Origin of the sequence: Sagittula sp. SSi028 (assembly GCF_048553715.1) — a bacterium.
In the GTDB taxonomy this organism is placed as follows: Bacteria; Pseudomonadota; Alphaproteobacteria; order Rhodobacterales; family Rhodobacteraceae; genus Sagittula.
This window is the reverse complement of the sequence record NZ_JBLZNC010000010.1, coordinates 79,066-99,632: the sequence shown is the minus strand read 5'-3', so window position 1 is coordinate 99,632 and position 20,567 is coordinate 79,066. Positions and strand designations below refer to the sequence as shown.

Genomic DNA, 20,567 nt, shown 5'->3' with positions numbered 1-20,567 from the left:
GGCGCGATCTGGTTCTGCCGATCTTTGCGGCGACGATTGTAGGCGGCATCGGGTCGATCTACGGCGCGCTTCTGGGCGGGTTCATTGTGGGCATCGCGGCGAATATGGCGCTGCTGGTGCTGCCATCGGGCTACAGCCCGTCGGTGCCCTTTTTGATTATTCTGGCGGTGCTGCTGGTGCGGCCCAACGGTCTGTTCGGGGAGGCCCGCACATGATCGGGGTGATCTCGTATCTGGTGTTCTTTACCACGATTGCCGCGATCCTTGCGATTGCGGTGCTGGGGCTGAACCTGCAGTGGGGCAACACGGGGCTGTTCAACGGCGGGGTGGTCGCGTTCTTTGGCGCGGGGGCCTATGGCACGCTGTTGTTGGGGGGCGCTCCGCAGGAGGCGCAGCTTGGCGGTTTTGGTCTGGTGTATCCGCTGGCCTTGCTGGGGGGTATGGCCATCGCCGGTGCGCTGGCCTGGGTTGTGGGCGTTCTGACGCTGCGGCTGCGGCATGATTATCTGGCGATCTCGACCTTCGGGGTGGCGGTGGCCTTCGAGAACGTGATGCGCAATGCCGAATGGCTGAGCGGCGGCGCCAAGGGGTTGCGCGGCTTTGACCGCCCCTTGCGGGACGCGCTGGGGGACGGGTTCACCTATAATCTGGCGTTTCTGCTGGTGGTGCTTTTGTTGCTGGCGGGGACCTATATGTTTCTGGAGCGGCTGTCGGCCTCGCCCTTTGGACGGCTGTTGCGCGCGGTGCGCGAGGACGAGACCGCCGCGCAGTCGCTGGGCAAGGCACCCGACCGCGTGCGCCTGACCGCCTTTGTCACCGGATCGGTGCTGATGGGGCTGGCGGGGGGCCTGTACGGCACGTTCTATGCCTTTGTCAGCCCGCAGGATGTGCTGCCGACGCTGACCTTTCAGATCTGGGCGATGCTGATCGTGGGCGGGGCGGGCAACAACCGTGGCGCGGTTCTGGGCGCCTTTGTCATCTGGGCGGCGTGGACGGCCAGCGGCTGGGGTCTGTCGCGCTTCGCACCGATCGAGGCGCAGCTTTACACCGGATCGATCCAGTATGTGCTGATCGGGCTGGTCATCGTCGGCATGCTGCTTTGGAAGCCGCAGGGGCTGTTGCCCGAGCGGTTGGTCGTTTCACAGTCACGCCGGTCAGACGCGTGACACATCAACGGGAAGGAACGGGTACTATGACACAGACGGGACATAAGGCGCTGCTTGGGGCCTCTGCCGTGGTTTTGACCATGGTGGCGGGGGCCGCATCGGCACAGTCATGCACGACCAAGATCGGGGCCGTGCTGCCGACCTCTGTGGATTGGGGTCGCCCCATCGCAGAGACCGCGCAATTCGTGGTCGAGCAGGTCAACGCCGCCGGAGGCGTTGCCGGTTGCGAGGTCGAGATGGTGCTGCGCGACAGTCAGGTCGACCCCAAGGTCGGCGTCGACGCGGCCAAGGCGCTGGTGGATCTGGACGGGGTGCAGGTGCTGCTGGGGGCGGTGTCCTCTGGTGTGTCGATGCCGATCCTGACCTCTGTCACGGTGCCCAGCAAGGTGATGCAGATGTCGTGCTGTTCGTCCTCCACCGCCTTTACGCAACTGGCGGCGGAGCAAAAGACCGACGGTCTGTGGTTCCGCACCTTTGCCACCACGGGCGTGCAGGCGGCTGTGGGGGCCAAGGTCGCCGCGGATGAGGGCTATGGCTCGGTCGCGGTTCTGTACAAGAACGACGACTGGGGGCAGGATCTGGCCAATCTGATTGTCTCTGACCTTGAGGCGCTGGGGATCGAAGTCACCGCATCGGTGGCGATCAACGACGGCCAGCCGTCTTATCGCGCCGAGGTCACCAGCGCGCTGGCGGGCAATCCCGATGCGCTGTATCTGGGCCTGTATCCCAACGAGGGCACCGCCGCCGTGCGCGAATGGCTGTCGCTGGGGGGCACGCAGAACATGATCATGGCCAATTCACTGAAATCCGAGGAATTCCGCGACAATGTCGGGCTGCAATATCTGGGCAGCGCCATCGGGACGGACACGGCCTCGCCCCGCGTGGACAGTGCGGCGGCCTTTGTCGAGATGTACAAGGAAAAATTCGGCAGCGAGCCCAGCGGCCCCGGTCTGGCCAACAGCTATGACGCCACGATGATTGCGCTGCTGGCGATGGAAGCGGCAGGCAAGGACGCCACAGGCCCCGAAATCGCAGCCCAGGTCGCCCGTGTCACCGACCCCGAGGGCACGCCGGTCACCGCCGATGGCGAAGGCTTTGCCAAGGCGCGCGAGATTCTGGGGCAGGGTGGCAGCGTCATGTATCAAGGCGCCACCGGCAATGTGCGCTTTGACGCCAACGGCGATGTCTCGGCCCCTGCGGTGCTGTGGTCCTTTGCCGAAGAGGGGGTGGAGGAGCGGTCCTATATCTCGCTCGACGAGGTGGATGCCTTTATCGCGTCGCTGAAATAAACCCAAAAGGGTTACACGATCACGCGGCCCGCCCTGACCGGCGGGCCGTTTGCTGTCTGCGGGTTTGTGGCGCTGGCGGTTCTATGCCACGCTGCCGGGCGAAACCGTCGTGGCACAGCAAAAGGGCAGCTTATGAAAATCGGCATTATCGGAACCGGCGACATCGCCAAGGCCATCGTGACGGGCATCATGCGCAGCGATCTGGAGGTCGAGGGCATCGTGGTCTCTGCCCGCAGCCGCGCGGTGGCGGCAGAGCTGGAGCAAAGCTATGCAGCGGTCACGGTATGCGAGGAGAACCAGCAGATTGCCGATGCGGGCTGTGATCTGGTGTTTCTCGCCGTGTTGCCGCAACAGGCGGAGGCGGTGCTGACGCCTCTGCGTTTCGCCCCCGACCAAGAGATCGCAAGCCTGATTGCCACGGTGCCGGTGGAAAAGATCGCAAGCTGGGCGGGGCCGTGCGGGCAGATCACCCGCGCCATCCCTTTGCCGCCGGTGGCGGATCATCGCACGGTGACGGTGCTGTCTGCGCCCTCGGACCGGCTCAGCGCCATTTTTGACCGGCTGGGCGGCGTGGTCGTGGCGCAATCGCTGCAAGAGCTGGATGCTTTTGCGGTGCTGACGGCGCTGATGGGCACGTTTTACGGGCTGCAAGAGGTGGCAACAGACTGGATGGCGGGGCAGGGGGTCGCAGCCCCCGATGCGCAGCGGTTCCTGTCGGGGCTGTTTCTGGCGCTGGCCCAGACCACGCAAGACAGCGGCAAGACCTACCCCGAGCTGCGCGAGGCCCACAGCACGCCCGGCGGTCTGAATGCGCAAATGTTCGAGGTCTTCGACCAAAGCGGCGGGTCAGAGGCGCTGCGCCGTGCCATGGGCGACGTTCTGGCGCGTGTGCAGGCCGCGCGATAGGCTTTGGCCTGCACGGCGGTCATCACATGCCGCGGATCATGCCGCCGTCGACGCGGATCATCGATCCGGTGACATAGGCCGCCTGTTGCGAGCACAAAAAGGCGACCATGGCGCCGAATTCCTCCGGCGTGCCGTAGCGGCCTGCGGGAATGGTGGCGCGGCTGGCCTGTTGGACGTCCTCCAACGAGGCGCCGGTTTTGTCGGCCTTGATGCCGTCAAGCTGGGCCAGCCGGTCCGTGGCGATGCGTCCGGGCAGCACCATGTTGACGGTCACGCCGCTGGCTGCGACCTCGGCCGCGAGGGTTTTGGACCAGCCCGCGACCGCGCCGCGCACCCCGTTGGACAGCGCCAGATTGGGGATCGGCTGCACAATCCCGGACGACCCGATGGTGACCACCCGCCCCCAGCCGTTTGCGATCATGGCGGGCAGGGCCGCATCGGTGATGGCAAAGATCGGCGCGGCCATGGCGTCAAAGGCGGCCTGCCATGCGGCGCGGCTTTGGCCCTTGGCGGGACCGGCGGCGGGGCCACCGCAGTTGTTGACCAGAATATCGACCGGCTGACCGGCCAGCCGGTCGATCAGCGCGGCGACGCTGTCGGGGTCGGCCAGATCCAGCGCCAGTGTCTCCATCCCGTCGGCGGGGGCCGCGCCAGAGCGTGAGGCGGCAATCACATGCGCGCCCTCGGCGGCAAGCTGTCTGGCGCTGGCCGCGCCGAGGCCACGGCTGGCCCCCAAGACAAGGGCGGTTTTTCCGGTCAGTCCCAGATCCATCAGTTCAGCTCCTGCAGTCGTTTTGTCTGACGGTCGAGCAGACGCTCGACCTCTGTTATGGCTTCGGGGGTAAGACCCGCAGAGGGGGCGCGCGCGGCGCTGCTGGCGATGGCCCCGCGTTTGGCCAGCACGTATTTGCGCACGGCCAGACCCGCGCCGGGCTGCTGTTCGTAGCGCACCAGCGGCAGATAGGCGTCAAAGATATCCTGCGCACGGTCCAGATCGCCGCTATCCACCAGCCGCACCACATCGGCGAGCATTTCGGGGAAGCCGAAGCCGGTCATCGCGCCGTCGGCGCCACGGGCCATTTCCTCGGGGAGGAAGACACCACCGTTGCCGCACAGGATCGATATGCGGCGGCGGCCCTCGGCCTCGGCGCGGCGCAGTCTGGTGATCTTGGACAGGCCGGGCCAGTCCTCGTGTTTGAGCATGACCACCTGCGCGATGTCGTCGATGATGCGGGCCAGCACCTCGTCCGAGATATGCACGCCGGTGGCGAGCGGGAAATCCTGCAACACAATGGGCACATCCGCGCCAAGCGTCTGCGCCACCTGTCCAAAGTAGCCGTGGATCTGGGTGTCGGTTTTCAGGCTGCCGGGCGTGGTGACCATGCAGCCTGCCGCGCCCATGTCCATCACGGCGCGGCCCAGCTCGCCGATGGCGGCCAGACCGGGGGCAGAGACCCCGACCACCACGGGTTTGTCGCCTGCGCGTTTGATGACGCGTTCGGCGATGGCGCGGCTTTCGGATTGGGTGAGCTTTGGCGCCTCGCCCATCATGCCAAGGATGGTCAGCCCGTCCGCGCCCTTGTCAAAGTAGAAATCCACCACGCGGTCGAGGCTGTCCCAATCGACAGCACCATCATCGGTGAAGGGGGTGACAGAGATCATAAAGACGCCACGGGCGTCCGAGGTCAGCAAAGGCATGGGTCGGTCCTTGGGTGAGGTATGAAGGGAAAGGGTCAGGCCGGGGGATCGGCGATCAGCAGGTCATTGTCGGTAAAGGCCGCGCGCAGGTCCGACATGAAGCTGTGCAGCAGGCTGGAATGGGGCAGGCCACGGCGCGTGTACATGACGGCCTTGACCTCGGAGGCGGGGAGGAAGGGCTTGCCCACCAGCGCGTCGGTCATATGGGTGCTGGCGGAATAGGGATCGACCACGGTGACCCCCAGATGCTGGGCGGCAAGGGCGGCGGCGGTGGCGCAGTAGCGGACCTCGATCCGGGGGGTGTAGGCGGCGCCGACCTGTTCATAGGCCTTGCGCACAAGCTGGCCGAGGTTCGACCCCGCATCCAGTCCGACCATGGGTTCGGATTGCAGGTCCAGCGCGGTCAGATGCGGTTTGTCCGCAAGCGGGCTGTTGCGCGGCACCAGCGCGATCATATGCGCCCGTTGCAGCACATCCACGCTGACAGAAGCATGCCGGTCATGGTCGATGGCCAGCCCGATATCGGCCTGACCGCTTTGCACCGCATCCTTGACCTGTTCCAGCCGCCGCACGTCAAAGGCGATAGAGACATCGGGGCGGGCCTCCAGAAAGCGGCGCAGGGCGGCGGGCACCACGCTGTAGCCAAGCGGCGGCGTGGCAATCACCTTGAGCCGCCCCGCCATGCCCAGTTTCATGTCGCGGGCGCGTTGGGAGAACCCGCGCATCAGCCCGAAAACAGGGCGGATCTCGTCATACAGCGCCTTGGCCTCGGCGGTGGGTTGCAGGCGGCGGGCGGTGCGTTCGAACAGGGTCAGCCCAAGCTGGGTTTCGAGCTGCCGCAGCCCGGAGGACACGGCGGGTTGCGAAATCCGCAGCTGTTCGGCGGCCTCGACCGTGGTGGCGCAGCGCATCATGGTGGCAAAGATTTCCAACAGGCGCAGGGAGACATCGGGCAGGCCGGGGTCGCCGGTCATTGCGGCCCCCCGACCATGCCAAGCGCCATGGCAACGCCCGCCTGCACCGGATCGATCACGGCGATGCCGATGTCGCGTTCCAGCCGCGCGCGCACAGGGGCCATGCCTGCGCAGCCCAGAACCACCGCGCCTGCGCCCAGATCCGCCAACTGGCGACCGATATCGACGCACAGCCCATAGACCGCAGGATCGCGGCCCGATGCCTCGGCCGAGACGCCGGGCAGGGCCAGTTCACCGGCAAAGCGCGCCTGCACCCCCATGGCGCGGATGCGGACACGGTGACGGGCGACAGAGGCCGGTGACAGCGCGATGATGCCGAACAGATCGGCGCGCGCCATGGCGGTCAGGATGCCCGCCTCCTGAATGCCGATGACGGGTTGGGACACCAATGTGCGTGTCAGCTCGACCCCGGGATCGGAAAAACAGGCCGAGACATAGGCGCAGGCGTCGGGGCGGCTTTGGGCCGCTTCGGCAAAGCCCAGACCGGCGCGCGCCACATCCTGCGCCGTCATGATGGTGGCGGGCATGTGGGGGAGGTCCACGGCCTCGAACGCGGGGCCGGTGACAGGGGCGAGATGCGCCACCGCATCGCGGATGCCTTGCGTGACCGTGGCCGAGGAGTTGGGGTTCACAATCAGAAGCGGGCCGGTCATCGCAGCACCGCGCCGAAGTTCTGGCTTGGGTCGAGCTCCTTGGCCGTCCAGCCGGGTTTGCCGCGCAGATCCACCGGCTGGCGGGCGATGAACCGGCCCTGACCCTCTTGCGCCATAAGCTGCCCGTGTTCGACGATCACCGCGCCACGGGTCATGACGATCTCGGGCGCGCCGGTCAGGGTCATGCCCTCGAACGGGGTGTAATCCATATTGTCGTGCTGGTCGGCGGCGGTGACGGTGGTCTGTGCCTCGGGGTTCCAGATGGCGATATCCGCATCCATCCCCGGCGCGATCCGCCCCTTGGTCGCGCAGCCAAAGGTGCGCGCCGCATTGGTCGAGGACAGCGCCACAAACTGTTCCAGCGTGATCCGGCCCTTGGCCACACCTTCGGAGAACAGATAGGGCAGGCGGGCGGCGATGCCGGGCATGCCATTGGCGATCTTGGGGTAGGGGACATCTGCCCCGTTGATGAATTTGCCCGTCGCGTCAAAGCGGTAGGGCGCGTGGTCGGAGCTTACGCTTTCAAAGGTGCCCTGCGCGATATGGTGCCACAGCGCATCTTGGGTGGCGTGGTCGCGCAAGGGGGGTGAGCAGATGTATTTCGCCCCCTCCATGCCGGGCCGGTCGAGATCGTCACGCGTGAGGGCAAGGTACTGCGGACAGGTTTCGGCAAAGAGCTTGGCACCGTTGAATTTCTCGCGCCGCACGATTTCGGCCCCGCCAGCGGTGGACACATGCACGATGAACAGCGGCGCATCCACCAGTTTGGCCAGTTGGATGGCGCGGTTGATGGCCTCTTCCTCGGCCAGTTCGGGGCGGGAGACAGCATGGTATTTCGGCGCGGTCAGCCCCTTGGCCGCGAGCTGGCGGTTCATCCATTTGACCATGTCGTTGTTTTCCGCATGCACCATGGTGATCGCGCCATGCGCCCGCGCCACGGTCAGAATGTCCAGCATCCCGCCATCGCCAAGGTTCATCAGATCATAGGTCATAAACACCTTGAACGAGGTGATGCCACGGTCGAAGGCGCGCGGAAGCTGATCGGTCAGCACCTCCTTCGTGGGGTCCGAGATGATCAGGTGATAGGAGTAATCGATGACAGAGCGCGCGCCGCGCGCGTCATAGGTGGCAATCACATCGTCCACGGATTGCCCGCGCTGCTGTGCTGCGAAGGGAATGAAGGACGAGTTGCCGCCAAAGGCCGCAGAGATCGACCCCGACAGGTAGTCATCCGCCGTCATCACCCCGGCAGAGCTTTCCTGCGCGATATGGGCGTGGGCCTCGATCCCGCCGGGCATGACGATCCGCCCGCCCGCGTCGATGCGCCGGTCGCCGCCGTCCAGCCGTTCGGCCACCGCGGCGATGCGCCCGTCCTTGATGCCGATGTCGCCTTTGGCAATGTGGTCGGCTGTGGCGATGGTGCCGCCGTGGATCACCGTATCGAAGTGCATCTGCTGTGCTCCTGTGTCTTGTCAGTCGGGCGCCTGCGCGCCGGTCTGTGTCGCGATCAGCCCATAGTGTTCGATCCGGCGGTGCGCGGCAAAGTTGAACACGGTCGATTTGCCGAAATCGCATTTGGCGAAATCCGCGTGATGGACGATGAGCTCGTCCGCTTCGGTCTGGGCGCGGGCCACGACAAAGCCGTCGGGGTCGACGATGATGGAGCCTGCAAACATGTGGTTGCCGTCCTCCAGCCCGCATTTGGCAACGGCCACGGCGTAGGTGGCGTTCTGATAGGCCCCTGCGCAGACCGACAGTTCGTGGTGGTAGATGCGGCGCTCGGGGCCTTCTTCGGCTGACAGGTTGTTCTGGCTGGGGGTGTTGTAGCCAAGCGCGACCAGTTGCACCCCCTGCAGCCCCAGCATGCGCCAGCTTTCGGGCCACCGGCGGTCGTTGCAGATGGCCATGCCCATCACGGCACCCTGATTGCGCACCACGCCAAAGCCCGTGTCGCCGGGCAGGAAATAGCGCTTTTCCAGATGCTGGTGGGTGCGTTCGGGTTCATAGTCCGCATGGCCGGGCAGGTGGGTCTTGCGGTATTTCAGGACGATCTCGCCCTCGGGCGAGACGATGATCGAGGTGTTGTAATGCGCCCCCTCGGGGGTCAGTTCGCAATAGCCGAAGGTAAAGCCCATGCCATAGCCGCGCGCCTTGTCGAACAGCGGCTGCACCGCCGCATTGGGCATCTGTGTTTCGAACCAGTGGTCGAATTCGGTGCGGTCCTCGACGTAGAACCGGGGAAAGAACGTGGTCAGCGTCATTTCCGGGTAGACCAGAAACTGAACGCCTGCGTCGTGGGCCTGATCCATCAGGGCCATCATGCGGGCCACGACCTCGGCGCGGGTTTCGTCCTTCTGGATGCCGCCGATCTGTGCGCCGCCAATGATGAGTTCGCTCATGGGGTGTTCCTTTCAAAAGACGTTCAATGCGCGGCCAGCCCGCGTTGATAGCGCGAGATCAGCCGCACCAGCGGCCAAAGGATCGCAAGATAGATCACAGCCGCCAGCACCAGCGGCGACGAGTTATAGGTGACCGAACGGGCCATATTCGCGGCGTAGAGCAGCTCGGACAAGGACACGACAGAGGCCAGCGATGTCAGTTTGACCACCTCCACCGTGTTGGACAAAAGGTCCGGCAGCACGTTGCGCACCGCCTGCGGCACGACCACATGCAGCAGCGTTTGCCCTTGGCTCAGGCCGGTGGCGCGGGCGGCCTCTGTCTGGCCTTTGGGCACGCTTTGGATGCCCGCGCGAAAGACCTCGGCGAAATAGGCGGAGTTGTTGAGAAAGAAGGCGATGACCACCGCCATAAAGGGGCTGAGCGCGAGGCCGGTGAAGGGCAGACCGGAATAGACAAAGATCAGCAAGACCAGCGGCGGCAGCGCGCGGAACAGGTCGATGAAACAGATCGCGGGCCATTTCAGCGCGCGCCGTGGCGACAGCGCGGCCAGCGCCAGAACCAGCCCGCCCGCAAGCCCCAGACCGATGACCACGGCACATAGCTTTAGCGTGACAACCAACCCCTTGAGCAGCAAGGGCCAAGCCTGTGCCATGATGTCGAGGTTCAAGAACAGGTCGATAAAGTTGCTCATATCCGATCCTCACACCGTCCAGGCAAAGCGGCGTTCCAGCAGCCGCGACAGCACGACCACCGGCAAAAAGATCGCCAGATAGGCCAGCGCGGCCATGGTCAGCGGCGTGGCGGAGCCGGAGAAGCTTTGCGCCGAGGAAGACACGGCGAGGATCTCCTTGACGCCGATCACCGAACCCAGCGCGGTCATCTTTGTGATGGCCAGCGCGCGGTTCACCAGCGGCGGGATGCCTAGGCGGATCGCCTGCGGCAGGGCAATGTCGAACAGCGTGCGGCCAAAGCTGAGACCGGTGGCGCGGCCTGCCTCCCACTGGCCTTGGGGCACGGCGGTCAGACCGGCCCAGAAGATTTCCTCGGCGAAGGCGGCCAGAACACCCCCCAGCACAAGGATCAGCACCATCGGGCCGGACAGGTTCAGCCCCAGACCGGGCAGGCCGAAATAGCATATCAGGATCAGCACAAGCGGGGGCAGGGCGCGGCCGATGTCGGCAAAGGCCACGATGGGCAGCGTCAGATACCAGCGCCCGAGGCTGCGCAAACAGGCCAAGCCGAGCCCGAGCGCCAGCCCCAGCGTCACGATCACCGCGCTGAGCAATAGGGTCGTGACAATGGCGCCCAGCAGGTCGGGCAGGTAACGGGCCATGACCGCGCCGTCAAAGAAGGTGTCGAAAAACCTCATGCCGCGCTCTGGTTCAAGCGGGACAGGAAGGCGCGCAACCGGTCGGATTGCGGATTGCCGAAGATCGCGTCGGGCGGGCCTTCTTCGACGACGACACCGCCGTCCATGAACACCACGCGGTCGGCGGCTTCGCGGGCAAAGCCCATCTCGTGGCTGACCACCACCATGGTCATGCCTTCGTCGCGCAGCTGCTTCATCACCGCCAGAACCGACCCGACAAGCTCGGGGTCCAGCGCCGAGGTCGGTTCGTCGAACAACATCACCTTGGGGTCCAGCGCCAGCGCGCGGGCGATGGCGACCCGTTGCTGTTGGCCACCCGACAGCGCGCCGGGCATGGCCTGCGCCTTATGCGCCAGACCGACGCGGGTCAGCATGTCCATGGCGCGGGCTTCGGCCTGTGGTTTGCTGCGCCCAAGCGCGTGGACCTGCGCCAGCATGACATTGGCCAGAACGGTTTTATGCGGGTAGAGGTGAAAGCCCTGAAACACCATCCCGATCTTGAGCCGCATGGCGTCCAGCGCGCGCCCGTGGCAGGCGGTGACATGCGCCCCGTCCAGCAGGATCGTGCCGGATGTGGGTTCCTCCAGCCGGTTGCAACAGCGCAGCATGGTGGATTTGCCAGAGCCGGACGGCCCGATCACAAAGACAAGCTCGCCCCGTTTGACGCGCAAATCGATGGAGGTCAGCACCTGCGTCTGCCCAAAGCGTTTTTCAAGCTGGTTGATTTCCAGCATGGGGCGGTCGTGGACCTGTGGTGGCGGCGTCGGTGCAATGGGCATCGGGGGTCTTTCAAAAGGGGGGGGGCAGGGCGGTCCATCCGCCCCGCCCGTTCAGCGTGGATTACAGATCGCAGGTGACGTCATGGGCGGTGTCGTCATAGCCGTCGAAGCCAGGCGTGCCGTAGCCTGCGGTGGGGGTGACGATGGTTGCGCCCTCGGCCGGGGTGACGCCGAACCATTTCTCGGACAGGGCGGCCATGGTGCCGTCCGTTTTGAGGCATTCCAGAACCGTGTCGATGGTGTTGCGGGTCTGGGTGTCGTCCTTGCGGAAGGGAAAGGCCCAGACCAGCCCCGTGGGGTATTCATAGCTGAGATCGATGCGCGGGTTCTGTTTGGCGGCCCATGCCGACACGGTGGCCCCTGCCAGATTGGCGTCCGCGCGGCCTGTGGCGACGGCCTCGACCGCGTCGGTGTTGGTGCCGTAGGACACGACCTCCCAGCCGTATTCCTCGGCGCGGTCGGTCAGAAAGCTCTCGTAGACGGAGCCTTTGTTCACAGCGATGGTCTTGCCCTTGAAGGCGTCGAGCCCGTCCATCGCGTCGCTGCCTGCGGGCACGGTAAAGGCAAAGTTGGTGTCCATGAAGCCTTCGGAGAACAGCAGGTTCTCGGCGCGTTCGGCGGTCACGGTGGTGGGCGCCACGAGGAAATCATAGGTGCCCGCCTGCAGCGCGGGGATCAGGCCGGAAAACTGCGCGGCGATGACCTCCATCTCGGTGCCGAGCTTGTCACCGATGGCTTGGGCGAGATCGACGTTGAAACCTTCGACGCCGCCGGACAGGCTGGGCATGGCATGGGGGGCAAAGGTGCCGTCAAGCGCGACCTTGTAGCCGTCGGCCTGTGCTGTGGTGGCCGCCAGAACAAAGGCTGTGGTCAAAAGAGCGTGGGAAAGGCGCATGTGGAAACTCCGTGTTGGTGGGCTGTCTTCTTGATTTGAGGGAGGCGAGACATGCCTTTTAGGAGCCGGATCCACCCTGCTCGGGCAATAGAAATCCCGATTATAATAAGACTATCAATATAAGTTTTGTTTATAGTTAGGGTGTCATTCCGCTGTCGCAAAACGTGGTTATCGGGTGATTAAGTTTCTGAATGGTATTGGCTTTGTTATGGCCGGGGCACTGCTTTGGCGGGGTCTGCTGGGGGGTGGGGTGTGAAATCCCGCCCCTTTACGCTGCACAGCAAATGGGCAAGTTTCGCGCACATTCCGGGCATATCCAAAGGAGCCGCCATGCAGTCTGTTTTCCATCTTGCGATTCATGTCACCGATCTGGACGCGGCGCGCCGGTTCTATGGCGAGATTCTGGGCTGTGCCGAGGGGCGGTCGACCGACACATGGGTCGATTTCGATTTCTTCGGCCATCAGCTGTCGCTGCATCTGGGGCAGCCCTTTGCGACCACGCGCAGTGGCAAAGTGGGCGATCACATGGTGATGATGCCGCATATGGGGGCGGTGCTGCGGCTGGACGACTGGCTGGCGCTGGCGGACCGGCTGGCGGAAAAGGGCGTGGCCTTTGACATCCCGCCGGTCATCCGCTTTGAGGGTGAGCCCGGCGAACAGCGCACCATGTTTTTCTTTGACCCCTCCGGCAATCCGATCGAAATCAAGGGCTTCAGGGATTTTGAGGGGCTGTTTTCGGCCTGAGCTGCGCCCCGCGCCGCTGCTTTGGGCTTTCATGCCTTGGGCGATGGGTCTATCGCAGCGGAGAACAGGGCAGCGGGGCGCGCAGACCATGGCATTGAAGGCCACCATCTACAAAGTTGATCTGTCCGTGTCGGACATGGACAGACACTACTACGAAAGCCACAAACTGACCGTGGCCAAACATCCGTCGGAAACCGACGAGCGGATGATGCTGCGGCTGGTGGCTTTTGCGTTGAACGCGCATGAGCATCTGGAACTGACCAAGGGGCTGTCCACCGATGACGAGCCCGACATCTGGCAGAAAAGCCTCAGCGGAGAGCTGGATGTCTGGATCAGCCTCGGTCTGCCCAGCGAGAAAGTCGTGCGCCAATCCTGCGCCAAGGCCGGTCAGGTGGTGATCTACACCTACGGCGGGCGTCCGGCAGAGATCTGGTGGGACAAGATCAACGGCAGCGTGCAACGGTTCGGCAATCTGCGGGTGGTGAACCTGCCCGAGCCGGAGACACAGGCGCTGGCCGCACTGGCGCAGCGCAACATGCAGATGCAGGTCAACATCCAAGACGGCGAAGTCATGGTCGCCCTGGGGGATGCGGTCGTCTACCTGACGCCGGTGGAGCTGAAAGCCGCCAGCTGATCGCGATGGAGGCATGCGCGGCCTGTAATCTGTGTTATGTTGAGTAGAATTGTTACAATCCTGCGGGCCGCATCATCGGGTTTCGTGCGACTTTGGGGCATTCACGCTCACGCCGCGTGAATATTGAAACAAAAGCGTTGATCCAGCAACCGATCCACACACGGGCCATCACTCCGCCGCGAGGGGTAATATTCAGTTAGCATCACGCGGTGTATCGATTGTCAGGTCAAAGACCCAAACGATCTGATCAAAAGGACCTACGTGATGAAATGGATCATTTCCTCGGCCGCTGTGCTGATGACTTCGGCCACCTTTGCCTTTGCCGGTGAACAATATATCGACGAGACAGGCTTTGCCGTGTCGGGCTATGACGTTGTCGCCTATTGGGACATGGATCAGAACCCCGTGGGCACAGCGCAGCCTGCCGCCGTTCCGGGAAAGGCGGACATCACCGCTGAATACAACGGCGCGACATTCGCATTCTCGAGCGAGGAAAACCGCGACACCTTTGTGGCGGACCCTGCGAAATATGTCCCCGCCTATGACGGTCACTGCGCTTACGGCGTGTCCAAAGGCGGCAAGGTTCCGGCCAACCCCAATCTGTGGCGCATCGTGGACGGCACCCTGTATCTGAACATCACAAAGGATGTGGTGGGCTTTTGGGAAGAGGACATTCCCGGCAACATCACCCTTGCGGAAAACAACTGGACCGGCATCGAAGGCAAGGATGCCTCCACCAACACCATTCCGCAGTTCAGCTCTTCTGCGCCGGTGAAGTAAGCGGTTTTGGACCGCGATACGGATCAATCCCCACGTGGCGGCGTCACGCGTCGCCGCGTGTTGGGGATCGGGACCCTCGCCCTGTTGGGCGGGGGTGTCTTGGTTGTGCAGACGCGATTTTCGCGCGCGCAGGAGGCCGGGGTGATGACCCCGCCAGAGGCGTTAGAGGCCGCCGCAAAGGGCGATATCCTGCTGGTGGATGTGCGCAGACCGGATGAATGGCAGGCCACGGGCCTGCCGCAAAACGCCGTGGGCATTGATATGCGGCGGTCGGATTTCGTGTCCGCCGTGCTGGTGGCGCGGCGCCATGCGCAGCAGCCGGTGGCCGTGATCTGCGCGCGCGGGGTGCGCTCTGCCCGGGTGACGCAACTGTTCGAGGCCGAGGGGGTCTCGCCCATTATCGATGTTCCCGAAGGCATGTTGGGCAGCCGTGCCGGTCCGGGCTGGCTGAAACGCGGGTTGCCGGTGGACAGGCCATGAGAACGGGCATTTTGCGGGCTTTGGGCCTGATGGCAGGGATGAGTTTCGGGCAACAGGCGGTGGCCTGTTCCACAGACACCGCCTGCAGCGTGGATGGGCGCGATTACTACATCGCGCTGCCCGACACACCGCCCGAGGGCGCGGTGGTCTATTTGCACGGCTGGGGCGGCTCTGGCGCGGGGGCGCTGCGGGTGTCGCGGATGGTTGACGGTTACCTCGACCGTGGCTTTGCCGTGATCGCGCCGGATGGCGTGCCGCGCGCGGGGCGCTCTGGTCGGTCGTGGCGGTTCCACCCGTCCACGGGGCAGCAGATGCAGGACGTGGACTTTCTGACAGCGGTGCGTGACGATGCGGCAGCGCGGTTCGGGCTGGACCCCGCGAAGATGATCCTTGGCGGGTTTTCCATCGGCGGGTCCATGGTGGCCTATACCGCCTGCCTCGCGCCCGACAGCTTTGCCGCCTATGCGCCGCTTGGCGGGAATTTCTGGCGCCCCCACCCCGAAAGCTGCGCGGGTCCGGTGAAAATGTTGCACACCCATGGCTGGACCGATGGCACGGTGCCGCTGGAGGGACGTGTGGTGAACCGCGTGCCGATCACCGACCCGACCGCACGCGCGCAGGGCGATATCTTTGCCGCGCTGCAGATCTGGCGAAGGGCCAACGCCTGCGTGCATCTGCGTGCCGACCGGTTTGAAACCGACGGCCCGTTCCTGCGCCGCGCATGGGACCGATGTGCGCCGGACAGCGCGCTGGAACTGGCAATATTCCCCGGCGGACATGTGGTGCCCGAGGGGTGGTCCGCGCTCGTAATGGATTGGTTTGAGACGCTATGATGACATTGGTTTTGGTGACGCTTGTGGCCGGTGGTTTGGGGTTTGTGCTGACCCCGCGCTGGGGTGTCTGGGGCTACCTCGTGGCGGCTGGGCTGAGCTTTGCCGTGTTGGTGGGGATCAAGACGGTGGGCGGGTTCAACGGCGGCTCAATCGAAGAGAGCCTGTTGCTGTTCAACGGTTCTTTCGCGGCCTATCTGGGCTTTACGCTGCAGGTCAGCTACCGCGCTTTTGCGCTGCCGTTGCTGGTCTTGGGGGCGGTCGCGGTCGTGCGCAACACCTGCCCCTAAGTCGGGTTCATTCAGCGGCAATGGTTGCGGCAGGCTCTGCGGGGACTGTTTGACCGTCCAGCAGGCGGCGCAGTCTGGCGCGTTCCTGTCGGGCGGTGCGCACGATGGCGGGTTCGCGCAGGCTGTGCGGTGTGTCCAGCCGCAGCACGCGGGCAGAGGCATCGGTGACGCGCCAGCCGCTCAGCCGCGACAGGGGCACGGCCCCCATCAGGCTTATCGCAATGGGCGCGATCAGGGCGGGCACGTGGCCTGCATACATCCCGCCAAGGATCACCACCCCCAATAGCGTCTCGACCCAGTGAAAGCGCAGGGTTTCGCCCCAACCGTATTGGCCGCCGCTGCGGTTTTGCGGCGCCCATCCTGCGGATTTTCCCAGAACCGCGTAGAGCGTGGCCGTCGTCTGCTGCACCATGGTGATGGGCGCATAAAGCACCGACAGCAGCAATTCGACACAAATCGAGCCAAGATAAACTCGGCCAGATCCATAGGCGATCCGTGTGCGCGGGCGCATCCCGAACAGCGCCGCGCCAATCAGTTTCGGGAACAAAAGCATCCCGTAGATGAACAACAGAAAGAACCAGCCGATTGTGTCGTCCATCGCCTCTGGCCAGGTGGGAATGAGCGGATTGCTGGGCGAGAAATAGCTGACCGGCGTGTCATCGGTGATGCCGACCAGCGCCCAGATCACCAGCGCGGCCAGCCAGACCGGCGACATCAGAAAGGACAGCGCCCCCTGCAGCAGATGCAGCCGCGTGATCGGGTGAAAGCCGCGCGCGGCCAGCAGGCGCAGGTGCTGCATATTGCCCAGACACCAGCGGCGGTCGCGCAAGGCGTGATCGATCAGGGTCTGCGGTGTTTCTTCGTATGAGCCGGTCACACGGGGCAGCAGACGCACGCGCCATCCCGCGCGACGGAGCATGCCCGCCTCGATAAAATCGTGACTGAGCAGCAGCTTATCCCGCCCGCGAAAGCCGCGCAGATAGGGGAGGCGCGCGCTTTGGGCAAAGGCGCGGGTGCGGATGATGGCGTTATGGCCCCAATAGTTGCCCTCGTCCTGCGACCAGCTTGCCACGCCTTCAGCCACCAGCCAGCCATAGACCGCGTTCGAGAATTGCTGAACGCGGCCAAATAGGGTCTCGGCCCCGATCAGGACGGGGCGGCTTTGGATCAGGCCGGCGTCGGGATCGGCGGCCAGCGCATCGGCCAGTTGCCGGATGGCGTGGCCGCTCATCAAACTGTCCGCATCCAGCACCAGCATGGCGTCATAGGCCGCGCCCCAGTTTTCGATCCAGTCCGCGATATTGCCGACCTTTTTGTCAGTGTTCTGCGCACGGCGGCGATAGAACACCTGCGCGGGGCCGCTGGCATCGGCCTGCAGGGCGGCAAAGGCGCGCTCCTCCAGCGCGGCCACGCTCGGGTCGCGGGTGTCGCTGAGGATGAACAGGGTAAACCGGTCACCGGATATGCTTTGCAGCTCGCGCAGCATGGCAGCGGCGTTGCCGAACACATCCCACGGGGTCTCGTTATAGATGGGCAGCAGCATGGCGATCTCTTGGACCGTGGCAGGCCGTTGCGGCGGCAGGTCGGGCTGGCGCGCAAAACGCACCACGCCCAGACAGGCCGAACTGGCCGCGAACACCAGCCACACGGTGCTCAGCGCAATCAGGCCCACGGCGGTTGCCTCGATCACGGACACACCGCCTTGCCCCAGATAATCGGTGACGGACACGCAGATCGCGATGGTAACCAGCACGGTCGGGATGAATGCCGCCGCCCGCCACAGCCAATGGCGCGGGTCGCGGGGCTGGGCCTGCGCGCGCTGTGCCGCCGGTCTGCCAAAGCTTTGCGGTTGCATCTGCAAGGGCGCGCGCGGCGGCATGTCTGCGCGGGCGTACTCTGTCATGCGGTCCATCGATACAGCCATGTTTCCGTCAGCGGTTGACCGTTGAGGCGCAGTTGGGCGCGAAATTCGATCAGCCGGGCGGTGCCCGGGTGGAATTTGAAGGCCAGTCGCGGACCGCCGGTTTCGGGATTGCGCTGCACCACACCGCTTGATGCCTCTCCGGCGCTGGCGTTGACCACAATGTCGAGCTGCGACAGATCCTGCGGCACGTTTGGTCCATCAGCGAAATCGATAACCGCGATGATCCCGTCATTGTCAAAGGCCGACCCGATGGCCGTGTTCAGCACGATCAGCCCCTTGCCATAGGCGACATCCGCGCCCCAGGTCAGCAAATAATCAAAACGGTGTTCCGATCCGGCGGCCAAGCCACCTGCGGGCCGCCAGTAGCAGACGATATTATCAAAGACCTCGGACGGGGTCGGGATTTCGACCAGTGCCACCGACCCCTGCCCCCAATCGCCCAAGGGTTCGATCCACGCGCCGGGCCTGCGGTGATACTGCGCCTCGAGATCGGTGAAATCGCTGTACCGGCGGGCGCGCTGCATCAGGCCAAAGCCTTTGGGTGTCTCGTCGACAAAGGCGCTGATTTGTAGCGTTTCAGGGTTGGCAAGCGGTCTCCAGATGGTTTCGCCCGCCCCGTTGTTGATCAGCAGCCCGTCGCTGTCATGCACCGCCGGTCGCCAGTCGGTAAAGCGCGCGCGGTTCGTCTGGTCGTATTGGAACATCGATGTCAGCGGCGCGATCCCCACGTTGTCCAGATCACGACGCGGGAACAGATGGGCCGTGACCTGCATCACCAAGGGCTGGCCGGGGGTGATTTTGAACCGGTAGGCGCCGGTCACGCTTGGGCTGTCGAGCAGCGCATGCACGGTGAAGGTGTCCTGCCCCGGCGCAGGCTTCTCGATCCAGAAGGCCCGGAAATCGGGGAACTCCTCCCCTTCGGGCGCGGCGGTGTCGATGGCCAGACCGCGCGCGGACAGACCGTAGATGTCGCCCGTGCCGATGGCGCGGAAATAGCTCGCCCCCTGAAAGACGGCGAATTCCTGAAAGATACCGGGACGTTCCAGCTCGGCCCGCAGGCGCAGCCCAGAATAGCCCAAGCTGTCATCGACGGGCAGATCGGGGAAACGGTCGGTCTTGTCAAACACGTCCAGATCAAAGCGCAAAGGCCGCTGGTGCCCACCGTCCACCACCGAGATATCGACCGGCGTTGCGAAATACAGACCCGGCGCAAAGACATCCATCCGCAGGGGGGTGTCGGCCTCTGATCGCCACAGGGCATTGCGCCCGTCAAACCAGATCGCGGTGTAATCCTCGTAGCTGATGTTGGTCCATGGCGCGGGCACAGGTTGGGGCGGGACGTAGCGGCTTTGCGCCCTGCGCCGTGCGAGATCGACCACATTCTTGGGCGCAAAGGGCGTGGCGCGGCCCAGTTGCAACCCCGGCTCGGCCTGTTGTGCGAATGTCGGGCTGGCGGTCAGCGCGCCCAGCAGGCCCAGAAACTCACGCCGCAGCATGGGCAGGCCCCTTCACGCGCCACGGCTGCGATTTCATCCAGCCCGCGACATAGGCGGTGGTCACCAGAACGGTCATGCCGAACAGGTTCACCAAGGTCACAGTCATCCAGTCCCGCCCGATGATGTCGAGAATGGCACCGTTCAGGCGGCCCACCACGATCGAGACGACAAACACCGCCAGCGATTGCTGCCCGACCTTGAGCAGCATGGCCAACGTCGGCTGCCACAGGTGCGACAGCGTGCCGGAGCCTGCGCGAATACGCGCGCCCTTGTCCCCTGCGATGACCCACGCGAGATAGGCCAGCGCCATAAACTGCACAAAGCGCAGGATGCCGTGGTCGGATTTGGAGAACCACTGGCCGTTGTCCGCGCGCCAGTTGCGGGCAAAGTCAAAGCCGAATTCACGCACGCCGATGTTTGAAAACGGGATGTTCAGCAGCACGATGGCCAAGGCCAGACCGATCAGCCATGCGGAGACGGGCGGTTTGGGAATCCAGCCGCGCATAAAGGCAAAGCCCGTGAAAAAGATCAGCTGCCAGCCAAAGGGGTTGAGAAACCACTGTCGTTGGCTGCCATCATCGCGCAGCCAAGGCTCGGCGGAGAAGTTCAGATACGGCAGGCCAAGCGTGTCTGTCAGCGCCCGTTGCGCCAGCAGCCAGACAGTGACCGAAGCGATCACCACCAGCCCGAAATGCACCCGCGCCAAGGCGATCACCGCAGGCATCATGGCCAGAATGACCATATACATCGGCAGGATGTCGAACAGGTTCGGCACCCATTGCAAGGTCATGAAACTGAACAGGATATTGGGGTTTTCCCAGCGGTCGCTTTCGGTGAACAGCATCCACAGGTTCAGGTTGCCCCAGTAGTTCTGGCTGGTGATCTCGAGGTCGGTCAGAAAGACCACCAGCGCCGTGGTGGCAAAGAACAGGCCCACATGCGCCCAGTAGACCTGCCATATGCGAAAGCCCACCCGCGCAGTGCCCAGCACCATGCCCGCCCGATCAAAGGTCGCGCCAAAGGCAATGGCACTGGCCATGCCAGAGCAGAACACGAACATCTCGGTCGCGTCGGAAAATCCCCAGCGGGCGGGAATCCAGCTGGTCCACGGGTTGCCCGGCGTATGGGCGAAGAGGATGATAAACATCGCGATGCCCCGAAAGAAATCCAGCCGGATGTCGCGCGTGCGCTTGGACGCGGGCGTGGCGGTTGTCGCCCGTGACGGGGACAGCATGTTGGTGTCAGCAGTGGTCATCTGGGT

At 64.3% G+C, this 20,567-nt stretch carries 22 protein-coding genes and 1 pseudogene; 10 read left to right on the top strand and 13 right to left on the bottom strand.

The genetic code is table 11. From position 1 onward, the window contains the following. The 4 genes and pseudogenes from ACN5AZ_RS16695 to ACN5AZ_RS16680 form a co-directional block, all read left to right on the top strand. Positions 1-215, top strand: a pseudogene (locus ACN5AZ_RS16695) (branched-chain amino acid ABC transporter permease); the annotation flags it as partial. Beyond that, the gene (locus ACN5AZ_RS16690; protein WP_419430043.1) at positions 212-1,165 is read left to right on the top strand and encodes a branched-chain amino acid ABC transporter permease; all 954 of its coding nucleotides are present in this window, start codon (positions 212-214) and stop codon (positions 1,163-1,165) included. The pseudogene ACN5AZ_RS16695 and the gene ACN5AZ_RS16690, both read left to right, overlap by 4 nt. Positions 1,166-1,191: 26 nt before the next feature. Next, positions 1,192-2,454, top strand: coding sequence for an ABC transporter substrate-binding protein (locus tag ACN5AZ_RS16685; protein WP_419430042.1), 1,263 nt, complete (start codon positions 1,192-1,194; stop codon positions 2,452-2,454). A 132-nt stretch (positions 2,455-2,586) separates the two neighbouring features. Further along, complete coding sequence (locus ACN5AZ_RS16680; RefSeq protein WP_419430041.1) at positions 2,587-3,360, top strand: pyrroline-5-carboxylate reductase; 774 nt, start codon at positions 2,587-2,589, stop codon at positions 3,358-3,360. 22 nt (positions 3,361-3,382) lie between these two features. On the opposite strand, the gene ACN5AZ_RS16675 is transcribed toward ACN5AZ_RS16680, so the two are convergent. The 10 genes from ACN5AZ_RS16675 to ACN5AZ_RS16630 all read right to left on the bottom strand — a co-directional run bounded on the left by ACN5AZ_RS16675 (position 3,383) and on the right by ACN5AZ_RS16630 (position 12,128). Next, entirely contained in the window at positions 3,383-4,132 is a 750-nt protein-coding gene (locus ACN5AZ_RS16675) for an SDR family oxidoreductase (RefSeq protein ID WP_419430040.1), read from the bottom strand. Next, positions 4,132-5,058 (bottom strand): dihydrodipicolinate synthase family protein, encoded by a 927-nt coding sequence (locus ACN5AZ_RS16670; protein ID WP_419430039.1) that lies wholly within the window; start codon positions 5,056-5,058, stop codon positions 4,132-4,134. The genes ACN5AZ_RS16675 and ACN5AZ_RS16670 overlap by 1 nt, the downstream gene beginning before the upstream one ends. A gap of 35 nt (positions 5,059-5,093) precedes the next feature. Next, positions 5,094-6,032 (bottom strand): LysR family transcriptional regulator, encoded by a 939-nt coding sequence (locus ACN5AZ_RS16665; protein WP_419430038.1) that lies wholly within the window; start codon positions 6,030-6,032, stop codon positions 5,094-5,096. Further along, positions 6,029-6,685, bottom strand: coding sequence for an aspartate/glutamate racemase family protein (locus ACN5AZ_RS16660; RefSeq protein WP_419430037.1), 657 nt, complete (start codon positions 6,683-6,685; stop codon positions 6,029-6,031). The genes ACN5AZ_RS16665 and ACN5AZ_RS16660 overlap by 4 nt, the downstream gene beginning before the upstream one ends. Further along, on the bottom strand, positions 6,682-8,136 hold the full coding sequence (gene hydA, locus ACN5AZ_RS16655) for a dihydropyrimidinase (RefSeq protein ID WP_419430036.1): 1,455 nt from the start codon (positions 8,134-8,136) through the stop codon (positions 6,682-6,684). Before hydA ends, ACN5AZ_RS16660 begins: the two co-directional genes overlap by 4 nt. A 21-nt stretch (positions 8,137-8,157) precedes the next feature. Further along, positions 8,158-9,084, bottom strand: coding sequence for a nitrilase-related carbon-nitrogen hydrolase (locus tag ACN5AZ_RS16650; RefSeq protein ID WP_419430035.1), 927 nt, complete (start codon positions 9,082-9,084; stop codon positions 8,158-8,160). Positions 9,085-9,107: 23 nt separating this feature from the next. Continuing rightward, a complete protein-coding gene (locus tag ACN5AZ_RS16645) occupies positions 9,108-9,776 on the bottom strand; it encodes an amino acid ABC transporter permease (protein WP_419430034.1) in 669 nt (222 codons plus the stop codon). Between the two features lie 9 nt (positions 9,777-9,785). Continuing rightward, positions 9,786-10,454 (bottom strand): amino acid ABC transporter permease, encoded by a 669-nt coding sequence (locus ACN5AZ_RS16640; protein ID WP_419430033.1) that lies wholly within the window; start codon positions 10,452-10,454, stop codon positions 9,786-9,788. Continuing rightward, positions 10,451-11,188, bottom strand: coding sequence for an amino acid ABC transporter ATP-binding protein (locus ACN5AZ_RS16635; protein WP_419430044.1), 738 nt, complete (start codon positions 11,186-11,188; stop codon positions 10,451-10,453). The genes ACN5AZ_RS16640 and ACN5AZ_RS16635 overlap by 4 nt, the downstream gene beginning before the upstream one ends. Positions 11,189-11,294: 106 nt before the next feature. Beyond that, on the bottom strand, positions 11,295-12,128 hold the full coding sequence (locus ACN5AZ_RS16630) for a transporter substrate-binding domain-containing protein (protein ID WP_419430032.1): 834 nt from the start codon (positions 12,126-12,128) through the stop codon (positions 11,295-11,297). Positions 12,129-12,458: 330 nt separating this feature from the next. Here ACN5AZ_RS16630 and ACN5AZ_RS16625 point away from each other — a divergent pair, with 330 nt between their 5' ends. From ACN5AZ_RS16625 to ACN5AZ_RS16600, 6 genes are all read left to right on the top strand, one after another. Then, on the top strand, positions 12,459-12,872 hold the full coding sequence (locus ACN5AZ_RS16625; protein ID WP_419430031.1) for a VOC family protein: 414 nt from the start codon (positions 12,459-12,461) through the stop codon (positions 12,870-12,872). Between the two features lie 88 nt (positions 12,873-12,960). Then, positions 12,961-13,506, top strand: coding sequence for a YaeQ family protein (locus ACN5AZ_RS16620; protein WP_419430030.1), 546 nt, complete (start codon positions 12,961-12,963; stop codon positions 13,504-13,506). A gap of 264 nt (positions 13,507-13,770) precedes the next feature. After that, the gene (locus ACN5AZ_RS16615; RefSeq protein WP_419430029.1) at positions 13,771-14,286 is read left to right on the top strand and encodes a YHS domain-containing (seleno)protein; all 516 of its coding nucleotides are present in this window, start codon (positions 13,771-13,773) and stop codon (positions 14,284-14,286) included. Positions 14,287-14,292: 6 nt separating this feature from the next. Continuing rightward, positions 14,293-14,766: a rhodanese-like domain-containing protein gene (locus ACN5AZ_RS16610; RefSeq protein WP_419430028.1), complete on the top strand. Its 474-nt coding sequence runs from the start codon at positions 14,293-14,295 to the stop codon at positions 14,764-14,766. Further along, positions 14,763-15,599, top strand: a complete 837-nt coding sequence (locus tag ACN5AZ_RS16605) for an alpha/beta hydrolase family esterase (RefSeq protein WP_419430027.1) — start codon at positions 14,763-14,765, stop codon at positions 15,597-15,599. Before ACN5AZ_RS16610 ends, ACN5AZ_RS16605 begins: the two co-directional genes overlap by 4 nt. Continuing rightward, entirely contained in the window at positions 15,596-15,886 is a 291-nt protein-coding gene (locus ACN5AZ_RS16600) for a hypothetical protein (RefSeq protein WP_419430026.1), read from the top strand. The genes ACN5AZ_RS16605 and ACN5AZ_RS16600 overlap by 4 nt, the downstream gene beginning before the upstream one ends. A 7-nt stretch (positions 15,887-15,893) precedes the next feature. Here ACN5AZ_RS16600 and mdoH read toward each other — a convergent pair whose 3' ends face one another. The 3 genes from mdoH to ACN5AZ_RS16585 are packed head-to-tail and all read right to left on the bottom strand — an operon-like array spanning position 15,894 to position 20,561. Further along, entirely contained in the window at positions 15,894-17,810 is a 1,917-nt protein-coding gene (gene mdoH, locus ACN5AZ_RS16595; protein ID WP_419430025.1) for a glucans biosynthesis glucosyltransferase MdoH, read from the bottom strand. Beyond that, positions 17,786-19,306: a glucan biosynthesis protein gene (locus ACN5AZ_RS16590; RefSeq protein ID WP_419430024.1), complete on the bottom strand. Its 1,521-nt coding sequence runs from the start codon at positions 19,304-19,306 to the stop codon at positions 17,786-17,788. The genes mdoH and ACN5AZ_RS16590 overlap by 25 nt, the downstream gene beginning before the upstream one ends. Then, positions 19,293-20,561, bottom strand: a complete 1,269-nt coding sequence (locus ACN5AZ_RS16585) for an OpgC family protein (protein ID WP_419430023.1) — start codon at positions 20,559-20,561, stop codon at positions 19,293-19,295. The genes ACN5AZ_RS16590 and ACN5AZ_RS16585 overlap by 14 nt, the downstream gene beginning before the upstream one ends. Positions 20,562-20,567: the final 6 nt, after the last annotated feature.